The organism is Ideonella sp. (assembly GCF_035254525.1).
GTDB lineage: Bacteria > Pseudomonadota > Gammaproteobacteria > Burkholderiales > Burkholderiaceae_C > Ideonella.
This window is the reverse complement of sequence record NZ_DATFAN010000119.1, coordinates 1-18,957: the sequence shown is the minus strand read 5'-3', so window position 1 is coordinate 18,957 and position 18,957 is coordinate 1. Positions and strand designations below refer to the sequence as shown.

General features: G+C 71.3%; 17 protein-coding genes. 15 read left to right on the top strand and 2 right to left on the bottom strand.

The window, feature by feature from the left end:
• Nucleotides 1–38 precede the first annotated feature (38 nt).
• Nucleotides 39–563 (bottom strand): EF-hand domain-containing protein, encoded by a 525-nt coding sequence (locus VJ693_RS11805; protein WP_324154336.1) that lies wholly within the window; start codon nt 561–563, stop codon nt 39–41.
• 154 nt (nt 564–717) lie between these two features.
• On the opposite strand from VJ693_RS11805, the gene VJ693_RS11800 reads away from it, so the two are divergent.
• The 7 genes from VJ693_RS11800 (at nt 718) to VJ693_RS11770 (ending at nt 9,490) form a co-directional block, all read left to right on the top strand.
• Nucleotides 718–2,187 (top strand): AMP nucleosidase, encoded by a 1,470-nt coding sequence (locus VJ693_RS11800; RefSeq protein WP_324154334.1) that lies wholly within the window; start codon nt 718–720, stop codon nt 2,185–2,187.
• A gap of 5 nt (nt 2,188–2,192) precedes the next feature.
• A complete protein-coding gene (locus VJ693_RS11795) occupies nt 2,193–4,754 on the top strand; it encodes a cation-translocating P-type ATPase (protein ID WP_414652264.1) in 2,562 nt (853 codons plus the stop codon).
• Between the two features lie 188 nt (nt 4,755–4,942).
• Nucleotides 4,943–7,027: an elongation factor G gene (gene fusA / locus VJ693_RS11790; RefSeq protein ID WP_324154330.1), complete on the top strand. Its 2,085-nt coding sequence runs from the start codon at nt 4,943–4,945 to the stop codon at nt 7,025–7,027.
• A 69-nt stretch (nt 7,028–7,096) separates the two neighbouring features.
• Complete coding sequence (locus VJ693_RS11785; protein ID WP_324154329.1) at nt 7,097–7,687, top strand: hypothetical protein; 591 nt, start codon at nt 7,097–7,099, stop codon at nt 7,685–7,687.
• Nucleotides 7,688–8,047: 360 nt separating this feature from the next.
• Nucleotides 8,048–8,215, top strand: a complete 168-nt coding sequence (locus VJ693_RS11780) for a hypothetical protein (protein WP_324154327.1) — start codon at nt 8,048–8,050, stop codon at nt 8,213–8,215.
• Nucleotides 8,216–8,275: 60 nt separating this feature from the next.
• Nucleotides 8,276–8,554, top strand: a complete 279-nt coding sequence (locus VJ693_RS11775; RefSeq protein ID WP_324154325.1) for a hypothetical protein — start codon at nt 8,276–8,278, stop codon at nt 8,552–8,554.
• 87 nt (nt 8,555–8,641) lie between these two features.
• Complete coding sequence (locus VJ693_RS11770) at nt 8,642–9,490, top strand: HDOD domain-containing protein (protein ID WP_324154323.1); 849 nt, start codon at nt 8,642–8,644, stop codon at nt 9,488–9,490.
• Here the strand turns inward: VJ693_RS11770 and VJ693_RS11765 are convergent.
• A complete protein-coding gene (locus VJ693_RS11765; RefSeq protein ID WP_324154321.1) occupies nt 9,487–10,386 on the bottom strand; it encodes an esterase/lipase family protein in 900 nt (299 codons plus the stop codon). The genes VJ693_RS11770 and VJ693_RS11765 overlap by 4 nt on opposite strands.
• Nucleotides 10,387–10,522: 136 nt before the next feature.
• Here VJ693_RS11765 and VJ693_RS11760 point away from each other — a divergent pair, with 136 nt between their 5' ends.
• From VJ693_RS11760 to VJ693_RS11725, 8 genes are all read left to right on the top strand, one after another.
• Nucleotides 10,523–11,278 carry an FFLEELY motif protein gene (locus VJ693_RS11760; RefSeq protein ID WP_324154319.1) on the top strand — a complete coding sequence of 252 codons (756 nt, stop codon included), beginning with the start codon at nt 10,523–10,525 and terminating at the stop codon, nt 11,276–11,278.
• A gap of 145 nt (nt 11,279–11,423) precedes the next feature.
• The gene (locus VJ693_RS11755) at nt 11,424–13,112 is read left to right on the top strand and encodes a long-chain-fatty-acid--CoA ligase (protein WP_324154408.1); all 1,689 of its coding nucleotides are present in this window, start codon (nt 11,424–11,426) and stop codon (nt 13,110–13,112) included.
• A complete protein-coding gene (locus tag VJ693_RS11750) occupies nt 13,109–14,059 on the top strand; it encodes an MBL fold metallo-hydrolase (RefSeq protein ID WP_324154317.1) in 951 nt (316 codons plus the stop codon). The genes VJ693_RS11755 and VJ693_RS11750 overlap by 4 nt, the downstream gene beginning before the upstream one ends.
• 22 nt (nt 14,060–14,081) lie before the next feature.
• Nucleotides 14,082–15,251 carry a hypothetical protein gene (locus tag VJ693_RS11745; protein ID WP_324154315.1) on the top strand — a complete coding sequence of 390 codons (1,170 nt, stop codon included), beginning with the start codon at nt 14,082–14,084 and terminating at the stop codon, nt 15,249–15,251.
• On the top strand, nt 15,248–16,681 hold the full coding sequence (locus VJ693_RS11740; protein ID WP_324154313.1) for a cytochrome P450: 1,434 nt from the start codon (nt 15,248–15,250) through the stop codon (nt 16,679–16,681). The genes VJ693_RS11745 and VJ693_RS11740 overlap by 4 nt, the downstream gene beginning before the upstream one ends.
• Before the next feature lie 8 nt (nt 16,682–16,689).
• The gene (locus VJ693_RS11735; protein WP_324154312.1) at nt 16,690–17,025 is read left to right on the top strand and encodes a hypothetical protein; all 336 of its coding nucleotides are present in this window, start codon (nt 16,690–16,692) and stop codon (nt 17,023–17,025) included.
• Nucleotides 17,025–18,287, top strand: coding sequence for a hypothetical protein (locus VJ693_RS11730; protein WP_324154310.1), 1,263 nt, complete (start codon nt 17,025–17,027; stop codon nt 18,285–18,287). The genes VJ693_RS11735 and VJ693_RS11730 overlap by 1 nt, the downstream gene beginning before the upstream one ends.
• A partial coding sequence (locus tag VJ693_RS11725) for a glycosyltransferase (RefSeq protein ID WP_324154308.1) occupies nt 18,284–18,957 on the top strand: 674 nt, incomplete at its 3' end. The genes VJ693_RS11730 and VJ693_RS11725, both read left to right, overlap by 4 nt.

The window sequence follows — 18,957 nt, the reverse complement described above, 5'->3', positions numbered from 1 at the left end:
GCTGACGCATCGCGCCAGACCGCGGCCGGCCGGGCCGGTCAGCGGGTCCGGCCGGCCTGCGCTTCCTCGGCGGTGACGCGGCCGTCGCGGTCGGCGTCGGCAGCCTCGAAGCGCTTCAAGGCCCTCGGGTTGGCGGCCACCTCGTCGCGCGTGATCACGCCGTCGTGGTTGGTGTCCATGCTGTCGAAGTTCTTGCCCACCTTGCCGGCCTTGCCGGCCTTGCCGCCGCGGTGCGTCTTGGCGTAGGCCTTGAGCTCGGCGGGCATCACGCGGCCGTCGTGGTCGGTGTCGATCTCGTCGAAGCTGCCCGCCAGCTTCGGCGCTGCGGCCGCCTCTTCGCGGCTGATCGCACCATCGTGGTTGGCGTCGACCTGGCTGAACTTCTCGCTCGACAGCCGCTGGGGCTTCTCGGCCGGGCCCATCGGCGGCATCGGCGCGACCGGAGAAGGCTGCGCCGGCTGGGATGGGGGGGTCACCGGGGCCGGCGCGGTCTGGGCCAGAGCGAACGGAGCAAGCAGGGTCAGGGCGGTGGCGGCCAGCAAGGCCTGGGCAGGGCGTTTCAAAGTGATCTCCTTGAATGGCATGGCGGCGCAGCGCGCCTTCTTTCGCCAACGCGCGAGGCTGGCACACCGGGCGACCACCCCGGCGGGCCTTTACGCGAATTTACCCGCGGCGCCGGGCATGCGACTGCCCGGCCGCCGGGGCGAGAATGACGCCATGACCGAAGCCCCGTTCACCCCGCGCCAGTCCTTCGACAACCCTGAAGCTGCACTGGCGCAGGTGGTCGCGCTCTACCAGGGCCAGGTGCAGCACCTGCGGCAGCACCTTCAGGCCTTCGTTGCCGGCGTCGAGCCGCCCAGCCGCGTGCGTGCCTGGTACCCGAGCGTGCGGGTCCAGACCGACACGGTGGCCCGCGCCGACACCCGCCTGAGCTTCGGCTTCGTCGCCGGCCCGGGCGTGTACGAGACCACGCTGACCCGGCCCGACCTGTTCGCCGACTACTACCGCGAGCAGTTCCGCCTGTTGCTGCGCAACCACGGCGTGGCGCTCGACATCGGGCTGGGCACCCAACCGATCCCGGTGCATTTCTCGCTCGCCGAGGCCGACCACCTGGAAGGCACCTTGACGCCCGAGGCGCGGGTGCGTCTGCGCGACCTGTTCGACCTGCCCGACCTCGCCGCGATGGACGACGGCATCGCCAACGGCACGCACGAGCCGGCGCCGCGCGAGCCGCACCCGCTGGCGCTGTTCACCGCCCCGCGGGTGGACTATTCGCTGCACCGCATGCGGCACTACACGGGCACCGCGCCCGAGCATTTCCAGAACTTCGTGCTGTTCACGAACTACCAGTTCTACATCGACGAATTCATCCGCCTGGGCCACCTGTGGATGAACGACCCGGCAAGCGAGTACCGGGCCTTCGTCGAGCCCGGCAACCTTGTGACGCCGCGGGTCGGCTCCGGCGGGACGCCCAACGGCACCGCACCCGCCCGGCTGCCGCAGATGCCGGCCTACCACCTGGTGCGTGAGGGCCACGGCGGCATCACGATGGTCAACATCGGCGTCGGCCCGGCGAACGCGAAGAACATCACCGACCACGTCGCGGTGCTGCGGCCGCATGCCTGGATCATGCTGGGCCACTGCGCCGGCCTGCGCAACACGCAGCGGCTGGGCGACTACGTGCTCGCCCACGGTTATGTGCGCGAAGACCATGTGCTCGACGAGGAGCTGCCGCTGTGGGTGCCCATCCCGCCGCTGGCCGAAGTGCAGCTCGCGCTCGAGCACGCCGTGGCCGAAGTCACCCAGCTCTCGGGCTACGAGCTGAAGAAGATCATGCGCACCGGCACGGTCGCCTCGACCGACAACCGCAACTGGGAGCTGCTGCCGCACCCGGGCCCCGAGCGCCGCTTCAGCCAGAGCCGGGCGATCGCGCTCGACATGGAGTCAGCCACCATCGCCGCCAACGGCTTTCGCTTCCGCGTGCCCTACGGCACCTTGCTGTGCGTGAGCGACAAGCCATTGCACGGCGAGATCAAGTTGCCCGGCATGGCCAACCACTTCTACCGCGAGCGGGTCGATCAGCACCTGCGCATCGGCGTGCGCGCCCTCGAGCTGCTGCGCGAGTCGAGCGTCGGTCAATTGCACAGCCGCAAGCTGCGCGGCTTCGCCGAGGTGGCCTTCCAGTAGCCACCATGGTGGACAGCCCGCCGCCGGCCACCGGACTGACCCAGGCCGAAGCGGCGCGCCGGCTGGCCGCCGACGGGCCGAACGAGCTGCCCGCGGCCGCCACCCGCGGCTGGTGGCACATCGCGATGGATCTGCTGCGCGAGCCGATGCTGGCGCTGCTGGCCGGTTGCGCCGCGCTGTACCTGGCGATCGGCGCGTTGCGGGATGCGCTGATGCTGCTGGTGGCGGTCGCCGTGGTGATCGGCATCACGCTGCTGCAGGAGCACCGCACCGAGCAGGCGCTGGCCGCACTGCGCCGGCTGGCGGGCCCGCGCGCGCTGGTCTGGCGCGACGGCGAGCGCCGCCGCATCCCGGCACGCGAAGTCGTCGCCGGCGATCTGGCCTTCGTGGCCGAGGGCGAGCGCGTGCCTGCCGATGGCGCCCTGCTCCAAGCCGAGCTGCTGGAAGTCGACGAGTCGCTGCTCAGTGGCGAGTCGGTGCCGGTGGGCAAGGCCGTGGGCACCGGGTCCGGCATGGCGGCCGAGGCTGGCGGCGACATGGGACGCCTGTTCGCCGGCACGCTGGTCACCCGCGGCCGCGGCGCGATGCGCGTCGAGGCGACCGGCCCGCGCAGCCAGATGGGCCTGATCGGCGAAGCGCTCGGCACGATCACCGAGGCCGCCACGCCCTTGCAGCACGAAATCGCCCGCCTGGTGCGCCGCATGGCCCTGCTGGCGCTCGTGGTCTGCCTGACCGTCGTGGTCGTCTACGGCACGGGCCGGGGCGACTGGCTCGGTGCCTTGTTGGCCGGCATGGCGCTCGCGATGGGCATGCTGCCCGAGGAGTTCCCGGTCGTGCTGACGGTGTTCATGGCGCTGGGCGCCTGGCGCATGAGCCGGCACCAGGTGCTGACGCGCCGCATCGCCGCGCTGGAGACGCTGGGCGCCGCGACCGTGCTGTGCGTCGACAAGACCGGCACCCTGACCGAGAACCGCATGCGGGTGCAGGCCCTGGTGCCGGCCGAGCTCGACGCCGACGGCAGCCTGCGCCTGCCGCGTCATGCGCCGGGCGCCGCCGACCCGGCGACCGCGCGCCTGGTCGACACGGCCCTGCAGGCCACGCCGGTGGACTCGGCCGACCCGATGGAGCGCGCCATCCGGGCGCTGGCGGGCGCGCCCGGCGAGCCTGGCATGGATCGTCGCTCGCTGCGCCGGGAGTACGCACTGGCGCCGCAGCTGCTCGCGATGTCACGCGTCTGGCAATCGACCGATGGCCGCTGCGTGGTCATGGCCAAGGGCGCGCCGGAGGCGATCGCCGAGCTGTGCCACCTGGATGCAGCGCCGCGCTCGGCACTGGCGGCCGCGGTCGCCGAGCTGGCCGCCGATGGCCTGCGCGTGCTGGGCGTGGCCGAGGCCGAGGCGCTGCACGGCGAGCAGCCCGTGCCACCCGACACCGCGGCGGCCGGCGGCCAGCACGCCTATGCCTACCGTTTCCTCGGCCTGATCGCGCTGGCCGACCCGGTGCGCGAGAACGTGCCGGCCGCGCTGGCCGAGTGCCGCAGCGCCGGCCTGCGGGTGGTGATGATCACCGGCGACCACCCCGCGACGGCGCGCTCGATCGGCGCGCAGGCCGGCTTCGATGCCGATGTCGCCGTGCTGACCGGCGCCGAGATCGACCTCCTCGACGACGTGGCGCTGGCCGAGCGCCTGCGCGGCAGCACGATCGTCGCCCGCGCCGTGCCGGGCCACAAGCTGCGCATCGTGCGCGCGCTTCAAGCCGGCGGCGAGGTGGTGGCGATGAGCGGCGACGGCGTCAACGACGCCCCGGCGCTGAAGGCCGCCGACATCGGCGTGGCCATGGGCGGCCGCGGAACCGACGTGGCGCGCGAGGCGGCCGACATCGTGATCGCCGATGACGACTTCGGCTCGATCGTGCGTGCCGTGCGCATGGGCCGCCGGCTCGACGACAACCTGCGGCGCGCCCTCGGTTTCGTGGTCGCGGTGCACGTGCCGGTGGCGGGGCTTGCGCTGCTGGCGGTGCTGGCCGGCTGGCCCCTGCTGTTGCTGCCGGCGCACATCGCGCTGCTGGAATTGCTGATCGACCCGACCTGTTCGGTCGTCTTCGAGCTGGAGCCGGAGGACCCGCGCATCATGCAGCGCCCGCCACGGCCCGCGCGCTCCGCGCTGCTGGGGCGCCGTCTGCTCTTCGGCAGCATGGGCCTGGGCGTGATGGTCTTCGCCACCGTCGCCGCTGCTGCCCTGTGGGCGCATCAGGCGGGCTGGAGCGAGCCGGCCACCCGCGGCCTGGCCTTCGGCCTGCTGCTGGCCGGCAACCTGGCGCTGATCGCCGCCTCGCTGCGGCCCGGTGCCTCCTCGTTGCGTACGCTGCTCGGTGGCGACAACCGGGCCTGGCAGGTCGCGCTGGCCGCCGTGCTGCTGGGCCTCGTGCTGCTGCTGGGCGTGCCGCCGGTGTCGGCGCTGTTCCACATGGCCCCTGCGAGCCCCGCGCAGGCCGGCGCGATGGCGCTCATCGCGCTCGGCCTGTGGGTCGCGCTGCGCGGCCTCGCCCGGCGCATCGGCCCCGCTTGATCGCGGGGCTTGCGGCGGGCCGGACGCAGGCGTAGGCTGGCTTTACTGAACGGCCCGCCCCACCTGCGGTGCCTTCGTGCGGCGACAGGTGAACCGTGGGCCTCCTGACCTGCCGCTTCGCGCAGGCCCCCCGAGGGGGTTGAGTCGACTCGGGAGCGGCCCTTCGTCGACTCAAGAGGAGAGCCACCATGTCAAGCCCAGATCTTCCGGCGGCCGGGGCCTCGGCCGCCGGTGCCGCGGTGATAGCCGGCATCCGAACCCTTGCGCTGGTCGGGCCGGCCGCCGCGGGAAAGACATCGCTCGCCGAGGCGATGCTCGTCAAGGCCGGCATGATCGGCACCGCGGGCACCCTCGAGCGCGGCACCACGGTCAGCGACCACGATCCGCTCGAACGCCGGCTGCAGCACTCGCTGAACTCCTCGGTGATGCACCTGGTGCACGCCGACACCCGCATCCACTTCATCGACACGCCGGGCGCGCCCGATTTCGTCGGCCAGTCGCTGCCGGCGCTCGAGGCGGTCGAGACCGCGGCGGTCGTGATCAACGCCGCGACCGGCATCGAGCCGATGGCGCTGCGCATGATGCAGCACGCTGCCGAGCGCCACCTCGATCGCCTCATCATCGTCAACAAGATTGACGCGCCGGGGGTGGATCTGGCCGGCCTGCTGGCGCAGATCCAGGCCGCCTTCGGCAAGGAATGCCTGCCGCTGAACCTGCCCGCGGCCGGGGGCACCGCGGTGGTCGATTGTTTCTACAACCGCGAAGGGGCGGCCGATTTCTCGTCGGTCGAGGCGGCGCACCGGGCGCTGGTCGAGCAGGTGGTCGAGGTCGACGCCGACTTCGTCGAGCGCTACTTGAACGACGGCGATGTCGATGCCAGCGAACTGCACGCCCCGCTCGAAGAAGCACTGCGCCAGGGCCACCTGATCCCGGTGTGCTTCGTCTCCGCGCGCTCGGGCGCCGGCGTGAAGGAACTGCTCGACGTGATCGTGCGGCTGCTGCCCAACCCGACGGAGGGCAACCCGCCCGATTTCCTGCGCGGGGAAGGCGCCGATGCGCAGCCCATGCACGCCAGGCCCGACCCCGACCTGCACGTGCTGGCCCACGTCTTCAAGGTCACGGTCGATCCCTACGTCGGCAAGATGGGCGTGTTCCGCGTGCACCAGGGCACGGTGACACCGAACAGCCTGCTGTACGTCGGCGATGGCCGCAAGCCGTTCAAGGTGGGGCACCTGTTCATGCTGCAGGGCAAGGACCACGTCGAGATCCAGCGCGCGGTGCCGGGCGACATCTGCGCCGTCGCGAAGGTCGACGCACTGCACTTCGACGCGGTGCTGCACGACGCCGCCGAGGACGACCACATCCACCTCGCGCCGCTGAACTTCCCGGTGCCGGTGCACGGCCTGGCGATCGAGCCCAAGCGGCACGGCGACGAGCAGCGCATGTGGGAGATCCTGCAGAAGCTGGTCGACGAAGACCCCTGTCTGAAGGTCGAGCACGTCGCCGCCACCAACGAGACCATCGTCAACGGCCTGGGCGACCTGCACCTGCGCATCCTGCTGGACCGGCTGCGCGACGTGCACCGCTTCGAGGTCAACACCCGCCCGCCGCGCGTGGCCTATCGCGAGACGATCACCGGCAAGGCCGAAGGGCATCACCGCCACAAGAAGCAGACCGGCGGCGCCGGCCAGTTCGGCGAGGTGTTCCTGCGCGTCGAGCCGCTGCCGCGCGGCAGCGGCTTCCAGTTCGCCGACGAGGTCAAGGGCGGCGCGATCCCGAACACCTTCATCCCGGCGGTCGAGAAAGGCGTGCGCGAGGCCCTGGCGGCCGGCGTGATCGCCGGCTACTCGGTGGTCGACATCAAGGTCACCGTGCACGACGGCAAGAGCCACAGCGTGGACAGCAAGGAAATCGCCTTCGTCACCGCCGGCCGCAAGGCGGTCGTCAATGCGGTCCTGGAAGCGCGGCCGATCGTGCTGGAGCCGATCGTCAACGTCGAGATCACCGCGCCCGAGTCCTCGACCGGCGACATCACCGGCGACCTGTCGTCACGCCGCGCCCAGGTGGCCGGCACCGACGCGCAGATGGCCGGCCAGATGCTGGTGCGGGCGCAGGCGCCGCTGGCCGAGCTGATGAGCTACCAGAGCCGGCTCAATGCACTGACCAGCGGCCAGGGGCGCTACACGCTGAGCCTGTCGCACTACGAGGCCGTCCCGCCCACCGTGCAGCAGCAGCTGATGAGCCAGCACAAGGTCACGCCGACCGAAGAATAGCGGGGCCGGGGACGGCGGGCCGGCCAGTCCAGCCCGCCGGGTGGGCAACGGGGCTTTATCATCGGGGCCATGGAGTTTCCCCGCGACGTGGCGGCGGTTCGGCTCGACAACGCCTTGTTGTTGTTCGACGAATTCGTTCGCGCCACCGTCAAGCACCCGGACGCCGCCACGCTGCGCGGCCTCGAACGGCGATTCGCCGAACGCCTGCAGATCCAACCCAGCTATTGGAGCCAGATCAAGGGTCGCTCGCGCCAGATCGGCGAGCGCCTGGCGCGCCAGTTCGAGCAGTGTTGCCACAAGCCCTATGGCTGGATGGACCAGCCGCAAGGCGGCGGCCGGGCCGCCCTGGGCGCCGCCGCCCCCGAGGCGAACGCCGACGCGCCGCTGCCACAGGACGACGACGAGCGCTTCATCGTCGGCCTGGTACTGACCTACTACCGGCGCCACCCGCAGCGCGCGCGCACCCGCTTGCTCGACCTGCTGGGCGAGGTGCTGATGCCGCCCGTGGCCGGCGTCACACCGGCCCTGCCCGCGGCCGCACGCGCGCCGGCCCTGCCCCCCGGCCAGCCAAGCGCGACCAAGCCGGCCCCGGCCGACGATCTGCGCACCCTGTGGCTGCAGAGCCAGAGCGGCGTCGCCCCGCTGAAGAAAAAGCGTTGAGATCGCCGGGCCGGGCCGGGCGTCCCCTGCCTTGGGGATGCTCAAGTGATAAAAAGTACTTGCGCAAGATAATCACTCGTTTATCATTGCGCCACCCCGCCCCGGTCACCCTGCTGTTCGACCGGTCCCCAACCCCACCAGGACTGTTGATGCTGCTGTACACGAAGGCGATCCCCGCCCGCCGAGTCGGCCTGCCGGCCGCTTCCCAGGCTGGGGTCGAGCGCCCACCCGCCCACCGCCGCCGCTCACGCTGAAGGTTCACCGCCTTCGGCGGCAGCAGCACCCCACGGCCCGGGTTGGTTCACACCCCCGGGCCGTTTGCATTGGCCGTCCCGAAAACCGTTGCCCCAGGAGTTCTTCATGAAGCTCGTCGTCACCTCGCCCAAGCCGCGCAATCCGATCGTGGTTCCGTCGCGGCTACGCCGCGCCGGCAGCCACCAGGCCGGCCGAAAGGCCCAGCGCCAGCAAGGCCGCCAGGCCCTGCGACGCGAGTTGTTCCACGCCGGCGCCGAACAACACGGCCCCTGAACCGCCCCCACCAGCACCGCCTGCCTCGACCGCGCGGTGCCTGACCCGGAGATCACGACCATGTACCGCCCGCTCTACGTTCCCCAGGCCGCCCGCGGCCCCGTGCCCTGGCGCCCCGCCGCCGCGCAACACCCCGCCCGCCGCCTGGCCGCCCGCCAGTTGCGCCGTGCCGGCGCCTGGCTCGCCTGGGCCGCACGCCAGCTCGCCGCCCCCGCGGCCCGCCCGGCCGAGCCCGGCCCGCTGCCCGAGGTGGAGTACTGCGCCGAGGCCGGCGCGCCCGAAGGCGCGCTGTTCGTCAACGGCGAATACGTCGGCCGCCTCGACGTCGGCCGGCTGTGACCGATGCCGCTGGTGGCGGCTCAAGCCCGCCACCGGATGGCCGATATACCGAAGGCCGGCAGGCCCCGAGCCGCCGGCCTTCGGCCCATGAACGCACCCGACACGCCCCTGTTCCCCCCTCGCCGCACCCCGATGGATGTGGTTGGCTGGGTGCGCTACTTCCAGTTGGCCGAGATCCCGGTGCAGGCCCCCACCGCTGCCGCGATCGAAGACCTGCGGGCGAACGAGGATGCCGTCGACGCGCGCATGCTGGCCGAGATCATCGCGGCCGACCCGCTGATGACGCTCAAGCTCCTGGCCTATACGGCCGCGCTGCCGCGTCACCGTCACGCCACCGACGTCGAAACCGCGCAGCAGGCCTTGGTGCTGATCGGCATCACCCCGTTCTTCCGTGATTTCGGCCCGCAGCCGACGATCGAAGCGCACCTGCAGGGCCAGCCCGAGGCGCTGGAGGGCCTGCGCGAGGTGATCCGGCGCGCCCACCGCGCCGCCAAGTTCGCGCTCGGCTTCGCCGTGCACCGCTTCGACCACGACGCGCCCGTGATCCACGAGGCGACGCTGCTGCACGATTTCGCCGAGATGTTGCTGTGGCTGCACGCGCCGCACCTGGCGCTGGACATCACCTACCGCCAGAAGGCCGACCCGACCTTGCGTAGCAGCGTGGCCCAGCGCGCGCTGCTGGGCGTGCCGCTGGCCGACATCCAGCATGCGCTGATGCTGGCCTGGCGCCTGCCCGAGTTGCTGGTGCGCATCACCGACGACCGGCAGGAAAGCGCGAGCCAGGTCCGCAACGTGATGCTGGCGATCCGGCTGGCGCGTCACACGGCGCGCAGCTGGGACAACGCGGCCCTGCCTGACGACGTGCGCGACATCGCACAGCTGCTCAACATGGGCGTCGCGCCCACCGAGGCGCTGCTGCACGAGCTCGACAGCTAGCGGCCCAGCGCCTGCCACAGCGGCGCCATCACCTCGGGGCGGTGCACGAGCTCGATATGGGCCGTCGCCGCCACGTGCTGCCGCCGCGCGCCGGGCAGCAGCGCATTCGAGGCCGGAAACACGATGTTGTCGGTGTGGCTGTACAGGCACAGCAGGCGCGCACGGCGCGCCGCCGGCTCGGCCGCTTCGAGGGCGCGCAGCCAATCGCTGCCCGGGCGCATCTGCTGCGCATTGATGCCAAGGTGCGCCAGGCTCGCCAGCCAGGTGCCCCGGTGCGGCGTGCCGATCGTGATCACGCCGGCCACCCGCGCATCGGCGTCGTACCGGGCCAGCCAGGCCCGGATCGCCAGCCCGCCCATGCTGTGGCCGACAAGAATCGGCCGCTCGCCGGTCGTCTGCTCGAGGCGCCGCACCGCCGCCTCGACGATCGGCACGTAGTCGTCGATCGACCCGAACACCGGCTCGAGGTTCACCGCGACAAAGGGAACGCCGGCCACGCGCAACCGCGTCAGCCAGGGCGTCCACAACCCGCGGTTGCAGACGAAGCCATGGACCAGCACGACGCCGCGGCGGCCGGGCGCCTCGGCCGGCACGAAATCCGGCTCGGCCCACGAACGAAACGGCTGTCGCCAGCCGAAGACGCGCGGTGCGGCGCGCACCTCGCCCCACCAGGCCGCGAGCCACTGTGCCCGACTCGCGGGCGGCGCCGGGTCGCGGCGGTTGCGCCAGCGCATCAGCGCGAAAGTCACACCCAGCCACAAGGCGTGGCTGACCAGCACCAGCGCGACAGCGGCGACCGCCCAGCCCGGGTGGCCTGCGCGCCACGGCCACACGCCGGCCGCCACCAGCGCCACGAGCCAGCCGAGCACCAGCGCCTGCTGCAGTCGCGCGAGCATGGTCAGGCGGTCACGGTGGCCGGGAGCATCGGGCCAGTGTGGCACCGAAATCGCCGCCCTCTTCAGGCCGGTGCTAGAGCCGAGCCACTAGCCGCAGCGCGGAAACGGCGCCGGCATGCGCTAGTCTCGACCCATCATGGCCCATCGCTCCTCCGCCGAGCCGGATCCGGCCGCCAGCATCCTCGGCCACCTGCAGCAGGTCGAGGCCGAGCGGCGCTCGCGTGGCGCCGACCCCGCCTGGGCCGCCAGGGTCCTCGCGCTGAAGGCCTACCAGGGCGAGCGCTTCGCGCGCAGCCATGCCGATCTTCTGGCTGACGCGCGTTATGCGTCCGCGGCCCGCTTCTTTCTCGACGACCTCTACGGCCCGCAGGATTTCGCCGAGCGCGACGCCCAGTTCGCCCGCATCGTGCCGGCTCTGGTGCGGTTGTTCCCGGCGGAAGTCATCAGCACCGTCGACGCATTGGCGGAACTGCACGCGCTGTCCGAATCGATGGACGGCCAGATGGCGCGCGCGCTGCCGAGCGAGCGCATCGATGCGCTGGCGTACCGCCGCGCCTGGCAGGCCACGGGCCGGCCGGCCGACCGCGCGCGCCAGATCGACCTCGTGCTGGCGCTCGGCCGGCAGCTCGAGCACTACACCCGCAACCGTCTGCTGCGCCACAGCCTGCGCCTGATGCGTGGCCCGGCCCGGGCGGCGGGCCTCGCGTCGTTGCAGGCCTTTCTCGAGCGCGGCTTCGACACCTTCGGCGAGATGAGCCGCGCCCCCGGCGGTGCCAACGAGTTCCTGGGCCTGATCGAACGCCGTGAGCGCGCCCTGATGCAAGCCCTGTTCGACACGCCGCCCGTCACCGGCGCGACAGCCGAGCCCGCGACGCTAGGACAACTACCATAGCCGCAGGCGGCCCGGCGCCCGCAGCATCGGGCGGCCCCTTCTCTTGCGCAACGCCACTTCTGCACCTGGAACACCCGTGACCGAATTCGCCATGGCCCGCGCCGTCGACACCGCTCCCGGCCTTGCCCACCCCCCGTCGGCCGATCTGCCCCGCCCCTGGTTGGCGCACTACCCGGCCGGCGTTCCGGCGCGTGTGGACGTCGCGCGCTATCCGTCGCTGGTCGCGCTGCTCGATGAGGCCTGGCGCCTGCATGCCTCGCGCGATGCGGCCGTCTGCCTGGGCAGCCGGCTGCGCTATCGCGAAATCGACGAGCTCTCGCACGCGCTCGCCGCCTGGCTGCAGGCCAAGGGCCTGGCCAAGGGTGACCGGGTCGCGCTGATGATGCCGAACCTGCCGCAGTACATGGTCGCGATCGGCGCGGTGCTGCGCGCGGGCTGTGTGGTGGTCAACGTCAACCCGCTCTACACCGCCCGCGAGCTGACGCACCAGCTCAAGGACAGCGGCGCGCGCGCCATCATCGTGCTCGAGAACTTCGCCCACACGCTGGAAGAAGCCATCGCGGGCACCGACGTGCGCCACGTCGTGCTCGCCAGCATGGGCGACCTGCTCGGCTTCTGGAAAGGCCAGTTCGTCAACTTCGCGGTACGCCACCTGAAAAAGATGGTGCCCGAGTACGAGCTGCCGATGGGCGAAGGCCGCAGCGTGACCCGCTTCAACATGGCGATCGCCGATGGCACGCGCATGAGCCTGAGGCCGGTCGCGATCGGGCCGGACGACGTGGCCTTCCTGCAATACACCGGCGGCACCACCGGGGTGTCCAAGGGAGCGACCTTGCTGCACCGCAATGTCGTGGCCAACATCCTGCAGTCCGAGGCTTGGTTCGCCCCGATGCTCGGCAAGCTCGGCGACCGTCCACTGACCATCGTCTGCGCGCTGCCGCTGTACCACATCTTCGCGCTGACGATCTGCTACATGTTCGGCGCCCGCATGGGCATGGCCAACCTGCTGATCCCCAACCCGCGCGACATCCCGGGGCTCATCAAGACGCTCGGCGAACACCGGGTCAACATGTTCCCGGCCGTCAACACGCTGTTCAACGCACTGGTCAACGAGCCCGAGTTCGCGCGGCTGGATTTCTCCGAGCTGGTCGTCAGCAACGGCGGTGGCATGGCGGTGCAGCAGGCCACTGCCGAGAGGTGGTTGAAGATCACCGGCTGCCCGGTGGTCGAGGGCTACGGCCTGTCCGAGACCTCGCCGGTGGCCACCAGCAACCGGCTGGACGTGCGCGAGTTCAGCGGCACGATCGGCATGCCGGTGCCGTCGACCGACATCGTGATCCGCGACGACGAGGGGCGCGACCTGCCCTTCGGCACCCCGGGCGAGATCTGCATCCGCGGGCCGCAGGTGATGGCCGGCTACTGGAAACGGCCCGACGAAACCGCGCTGGTCATGTACCCCGACGGCTTCTTCCGCAGCGGCGACATCGGCATCATGGACGAGCGCGGGCAGGTGCGCATCGTCGACCGCAAGAAGGACATGATCCTGGTGTCCGGCTTCAACGTCTATCCGACCGAGATCGAGCAGGTCGTCAACCTGCACCCCGGTGTGCTCGAATGCGCGGCGGTCGGCATCCCCGACGCACGCTCGGGCGAGGCGGTCAAGCTGTTCGTCGTGAAGAAGGACCTGACCCTGAATGAAGAGGATGTCGCCGCCTGGTGCCGCGACAACTTCACCGCCTACAAGCGCCCCAAGGTGATCGAGTTCCGCGAAGAGCTGCCCAAGTCCAACGTCGGCAAGGTGTTGCGGCGCGAGCTGCGCTCGCCCGGGGCATGACCGGCGAGTTCGCAGGCATCCTGCGTGGCCTGGGCGCACAGTTCCTGCAACGCGACTGGCTCTCGGCCAACCAGATCGTCTTCGGCGCGGCGGGGCCGCAGGCGCCGGCCACCGTCGTCGACACGGGCTATTCACGCCACGCCGAGATGACGCTGGCGCTGGTCGAGCGCGCGCTGGCCGGCCAGCCGCTGGCCCGCATCGTCAACACCCACTTGCACTCCGACCACTGCGGCGGCAACCGGGCGCTGCAGGCGCATCACCCGGCAGAGACCTTCGTGCCCGTGCCCTCGCTCGACGCCGCGCGGGCCTGGGACGAGGCGCGTCTGAGCTACCGCGCAACGGGCCAGCGCTGCGAGCGCTTTCGCGTCGACGGCGCGATCGCCCCCGGCTCGACGATTCACCTCGGGGCGGCCGAGTGGCAGGTGCATGCCGCGCCAGGCCACGACCCCGAGGCGGTGCTGCTGTTCGAGCCGCAGACCCGCACGCTGATCTCCGGCGACGCACTGTGGGAGGACCGGTTGGCGATCATCTTCCCGGAACTGTTCGGCCAGGACGGTTTCGGCCCGACCCGGCGCACGCTGGCCCTGATCGAGTCGCTCGCCCCCCGGATCGTGATCCCGGGCCATGGTGCGGTGTTCGGCGACGCCACCGCCGCGCTCGCCGCGAGCCGGCGCCGGCTCGATGCCTTCGAGAAGGATCCGGCTCGCCACGCCCAGCACGCGGCCCGCGCGCTGGTGATGTTCCACATGATGGAGCATCGGCAACGCGAGCGCGCCGAACTCGAGCGCTGGCTGGCCGCGACACCGATCTTCGCGCTGACCGCCCGTGCGGGCCGCAGCCCGCTGCCGCCGGAGCGCTGGGCCCGGACGCTGGTCGAGGGACTGGTTGATGACGGTCTCCTGCAGGCCGACGGTGCCCTCGTGCGGCTCGCCACCGCGAACCGCTGATCGCCCCGGCCACAATCAGCGCATGCACTTGCATCGGCGCGTGTTCTTCATCGCGGGCTTCGACCCGAAGACCCCACGCTACTACCACCACCTCTACCGAGCCCTCGCCCGCCACCGCCCGCCCGGCGCGCAGGGGGCGGGCGGCGCACCGGTCGAGGTCGGCCCGCGCCGGCACCTGTCCGACTGGGCCGACGAATGGGACGTGCATTGGCCGCGCGACGGCGGCCGACCGGCGCTGCACACCCGCTACACCCTGCTGCGCTGGGACGATATCGTGCGAGCGCACTGGGCCCGCAGTGTGCGCACCGTCTGGCGCGACCACTGGCTCTTCTACGTCGACGGCTTCCTCCAGGGCTTCTTCGGCCGGGTCTGGCGCGGTTCGCGCGAGAACTGGATGTTCGTCACGTTTCCGCTGGCCGTGCTCTGCGCCTGGACCCTGCTGTGGGCCGTGCTGGCAGGCGGGGCGATCGGCATGCTGCCGGCTGCGTGGCCGGCGGTGGCGCCGGCCGGCGTAGGGCTGGCCGCGGTCGCCGGCGGCGCATGGAGCTGGGCACATCTGTCGCACCGGCTGGGCACCGACTGGCTGACGCGCCTGTACGGCTTCTCCCACGCGCAGGCACAGGGCCGCATTGGGGGGCTCGATGCACGCATCGACGCGATGGCGGCGCTGATCCTGCAGGCGGCGCAAGAGTCACCAGAAGCGAGCGAGCTGCTTGTCGTGGGCCACAGCACGGGTGCGACGCTCGCCGCCAGCGCCGTCGCCCGCGCACTGGCGCAGAGCCCGTCGCTGGGCCGACAGGGCCCGCAGATCGCGTTGCTGACGCTGGGGCACTGCACGCCGCTGGTGTACTTCTTCCGTACCGCGCAGCCCCTGCGCGACGAGCTCGACGCCTTGACTGCGCACGAGCAACTCGTCTGGGTCGACTACACCGCGCCGGCGGACTGGGCGGCCTGCGGCCGCATCACGCCCTGGCTTCGCCCTGGCCGCGCGCTGCTGCACCGCCTGTCGCCGCGTTTTCCGAAGATTCTCGACCCGGCGCGCTACCGCGCGCTGCGCCGCAACCGCCTGGCCTTGCACATGCAGTACCTCAAGCCTGCCGACCGGGCTGGCCGCTACGATCTGCTCGCGCTGACCGCCGGGCCGCAGACCTTGCGCGAAGCCCATCCGCCCGCCCCGGAAGCCCACCCATGAGCGAGCCCCGCTTCTGTCCGCACTACCCGAAGCCCCAGGCGCGCCGTCCATCGCCCTGGCAGATGTTTCTCAGCAAGCGCCGCTCGTGGCTCGACGCGCTGTACGAGCGCAGCTACCACATGAAGCTGGGCGAGGTGCACCTGCCCGGCGTCGACCTGTACATGGTCAACGAGCCATCGCTGGTGCGCCGCGTGATGGTCGACGAGGCGGCGGCGTTCCCGAAGCATGCGATGCTCGGCGATGCCCTGCGGCCGCTGCTTGGCGACAGCATCTTCACGACCAACGGCGAGGTCTGGCGGCGTCAACGCGCGTTGATGGAGCCGTCGTTCGAAGCGGCTCGCATCCGGCACGTGTTCGGCCGCATGCGCGAGGCAGCCGAGGCGATGGCCGAGCGCCTGAAGCGCGTGCCCGACGGTGCCGAGCACGACGTCGAGATCGAGATGACCCACGTCGCGGCCGACATCATCCTGCGCACGATCCTGTCGCAGCCGCTGGACAGCGCCGCGGCTCACCAGATCTTCGAGGCGTTCGCGCGCTACCAGGCCCTGGCACCGCGGCTGATGATGCCGGCCTTCTTCGGCTTGCGTTGGCTTCGGCCCTGGTGGCAGATCCGGCGCAGCCGCCACGCGGCGGCCGAGATCCGCACGCTGCTGGCGGCGCTGATCCGCCCGCGCTTCGATGCCGCGCGCGCCGGGGCGGCCGCGCAGGAAGGCGACATCCTCGCCACCCTGCTGCGCGTGCGCGACGAACGCAGCGGCGAAGGCTTCTCCTTCGACGAACTGGTCGACCAGGTCGCGATGCTCTTCCTGGCCGGCCACGAGACCTCGGCCAGCGCGCTGTCCTGGGCCCTGCACCTGCTGGCGAACGCGCAAGACGTGCAGCAGCGCCTGCACGAAGAAGCGCGCGAGCGGTTCGACCCGCAGTGCGGTGATCCCGGGGCCTTGAAGGAGCTGACACTCGCGCGCAACGTTTTCCGCGAGGCATTGCGGCTGTTCCCACCGGTCGGCTTCCTCGCCCGCGAGTCGTCGGCCGCCTGCACGATGCGCGACAAGCGGCTGGCGGCGCACGCCTCGGTGGTCGTGTCGCCTTGGCTGATTCACCGGCACCGCGCCCTGTGGGCCCGGCCCGACGAGTTCGACCCGGACCGCTATGACGAGTCGACCGGCGCGATCGGGCCGGCCGACGATGCGCTGCCGGCGCGCGAGTCGCTGCGCCGCGCCTATCTGCCCTTCGGCATGGGGCCGCGCGTGTGCATCGGCGCGGCGTTCGCCCAACAGGAGGCCGCGCTGATCCTCGCGACCCTGGCGCGCGATTTCCGGTTCGAGCCCGTGCCCGGGCATGTTCCCGAGCCCGTCGGCCGCCTCACCATTCGGGCCGAGAATGGCATCCGGCTGCGGGTGTTCCAGCGTCACGGTGGTGAGGGCCGATGAAGGAGCGGATGGCGGGTTTCCTGGTGATGACGGCAATCGTGCCCATGGCCATTGCCGGCTACCTGTTGCTGGTGGTGATCGGTCTGGGCGGCCCGACTGCGCGCGGCCGCGCGGGCGTGCGCGCACTCGACCATTTCGTCAATGCCACGATCTTCAACGGCTACGCCTGGGAGTCGGTCTCGTCGCACGCCTGGCGCGCGCGTGAGCGCAGCCGCTGGGCACGCAGCGTGATCTGGCTGACCGACCGCTTTCAGCCTGGCCATTGCCGCCGCGCGAACAAGCGCGAGCAACCGATCGTCGACCTGATGCTGGCCAAGGGGCTGCACAAGCAGACCATCTTCTGATGGCGCCGCTGCCGAACGCCGCCCCGCCAGCCGGGCGCCCCGCACGTGGCCCGGTACGACGCCGGCATGTGCTCTATCTCAGCGGCTTCGATCCCCAGGGGCCTTCTCACTACCACGCGCTGTATGCCGAGCAGGCCGCGCTGCAGGCACAGGTGAGCCGCTATCGCCTCACCGTCGGGCCGCGCGAGCGGGCGGGCCCCAATGCCGCGTGGGACATCGAGTGGTGCGCGGCCGATGACGGCGCATCCGTCCACACGCGCTACGAGTTCTTGCGCTGGGACGACATCGTGCGTGCACACTGGCCGCGGGGCCAGTGGCGCCTGCTCGGTGTGACACTTGCGACGACCGCGCGGCTGCTGGTCAATGGGTCGCTGTGGCGCATCCTGCAGACGAGTTGGCCGGCGTTCCTGGCGTTGACGCTGCCTGCCGCGCTGCTGCTGGCATGCGTCGGCGGCGTTTTCGTGCTGGGCGCAGCCGGCACCCTGCTCGCCGGCGTCGCGGGCACGTGGGTCGGCGGGGCCGTCTTCGTGCTCGGCTGCGCCGGCCTGGCAGCCTGGGCCCGGCGCGCCCAGGCGCGCGTGCAGATGGCCTGGCTCATGCGCAGTGCCAGCGTGGTCTTGCGGCAGGCTCGCGACGGCCTGCCAGAACTGCAGGCGCGGCTCGACAGCTTCGCCGCCCAGCTATGCGAGTGCGCAGCAAGGCCGGACGTGGATGAGGTGCTGGTGGTCGGCCACAGCTCCGGCGCGATGCTGGCGGCCAGCGTCGTCGCCCGAGCGCTCGAGCTCGACGCGGCACTGCTCAGGCACCGGGCGTCGGTCGCACTGTTGACACTTGGCCAGTGCATTCCTCTGCTGAGTTACCAAGCCGAGGCGGTCGGCTTCCGGCGCGAGCTCGCCCGCCTGCGCGGCACCGCCGAGCTCACCTGGATCGACGTCACCGCGCCACCGGACGGATGCTGCTTCGCGCTGGTCGACCCGACCGAAGTGTGTGAGGACGGCCGGCCCGACACCGAGAGAACCCTTGCCGGCCCCAAGCGGGTGTCCCCGCGATTCGCGCGTTGCTTCAGTCCCGAGACCTACCGTGCCGTGCGCCGCGACAAATACCGTTGCCACTTCCAGTACCTGATGGCAGTCGAACGGCCCGGCAACTACGACTACTTCGAAATCAGTGCCGGCCCGCAGCGCTTGTCCGAGCGCTTCGCGGCCCAACCCGGGGTCGCCAGCTTCACCGACTTCCAGTGTCTTGGCGGACCACGGCGATGAGGTTCGCCGTCGTAGCCCTGGGCAGTACGGGCGATCTGTACCCATTTCTTGCGATCGCCAAGGCGCTTGTCGCTCGGGGGCACCATGTCACGCTACTCAGCCAGGCACCGTACGAAGCCCAGGTGAGGGCTGAAGGGGTCGACTTCCGGGCCGTGGTGGGTGGCGTGGAGCACCGCAAGACGCTGGAACATCCGCTGTTGTGGCACTCGTTGCACGGTTTCGGCGTGCTGTGGCGCCATTTGGCCGTCCCAGCGATAGAGGCCACCTGCGAGGCGCTTGGCGAGTTGGCTTCCGGCAGCGAAAACGATGCCCGCCTGACCGTGCTGGCCACCCCCATGGCCGCCGGCGCCCGCTTCGCCCGCGAGCGCTGGCCGGATCGGATCCGGCTCGTGTCGGGCTATACCGCGCCAATGGGTCTTCGCAGCACCGAGGACCCCATGTTTGTTGGGCCGTGGCGTGTGCCGCACTGGACGCCCCAAGCATGGCGCCCGATGTTCTGGAACATGCTTGATCGCTGGAAGCTCGAACCCATGGCGCGCCCCGGCCTGGAACGCTGGCGCGCGCGTTGGGGGACGCCCGAGCTGCCGGCCTCCCTCTTCGGTGAGTGGCTGCATTCCCCCGACCAGGGCCTGGCGCTCTACCCTGAATGGTTCGCCCGCGTTCCCAGGCA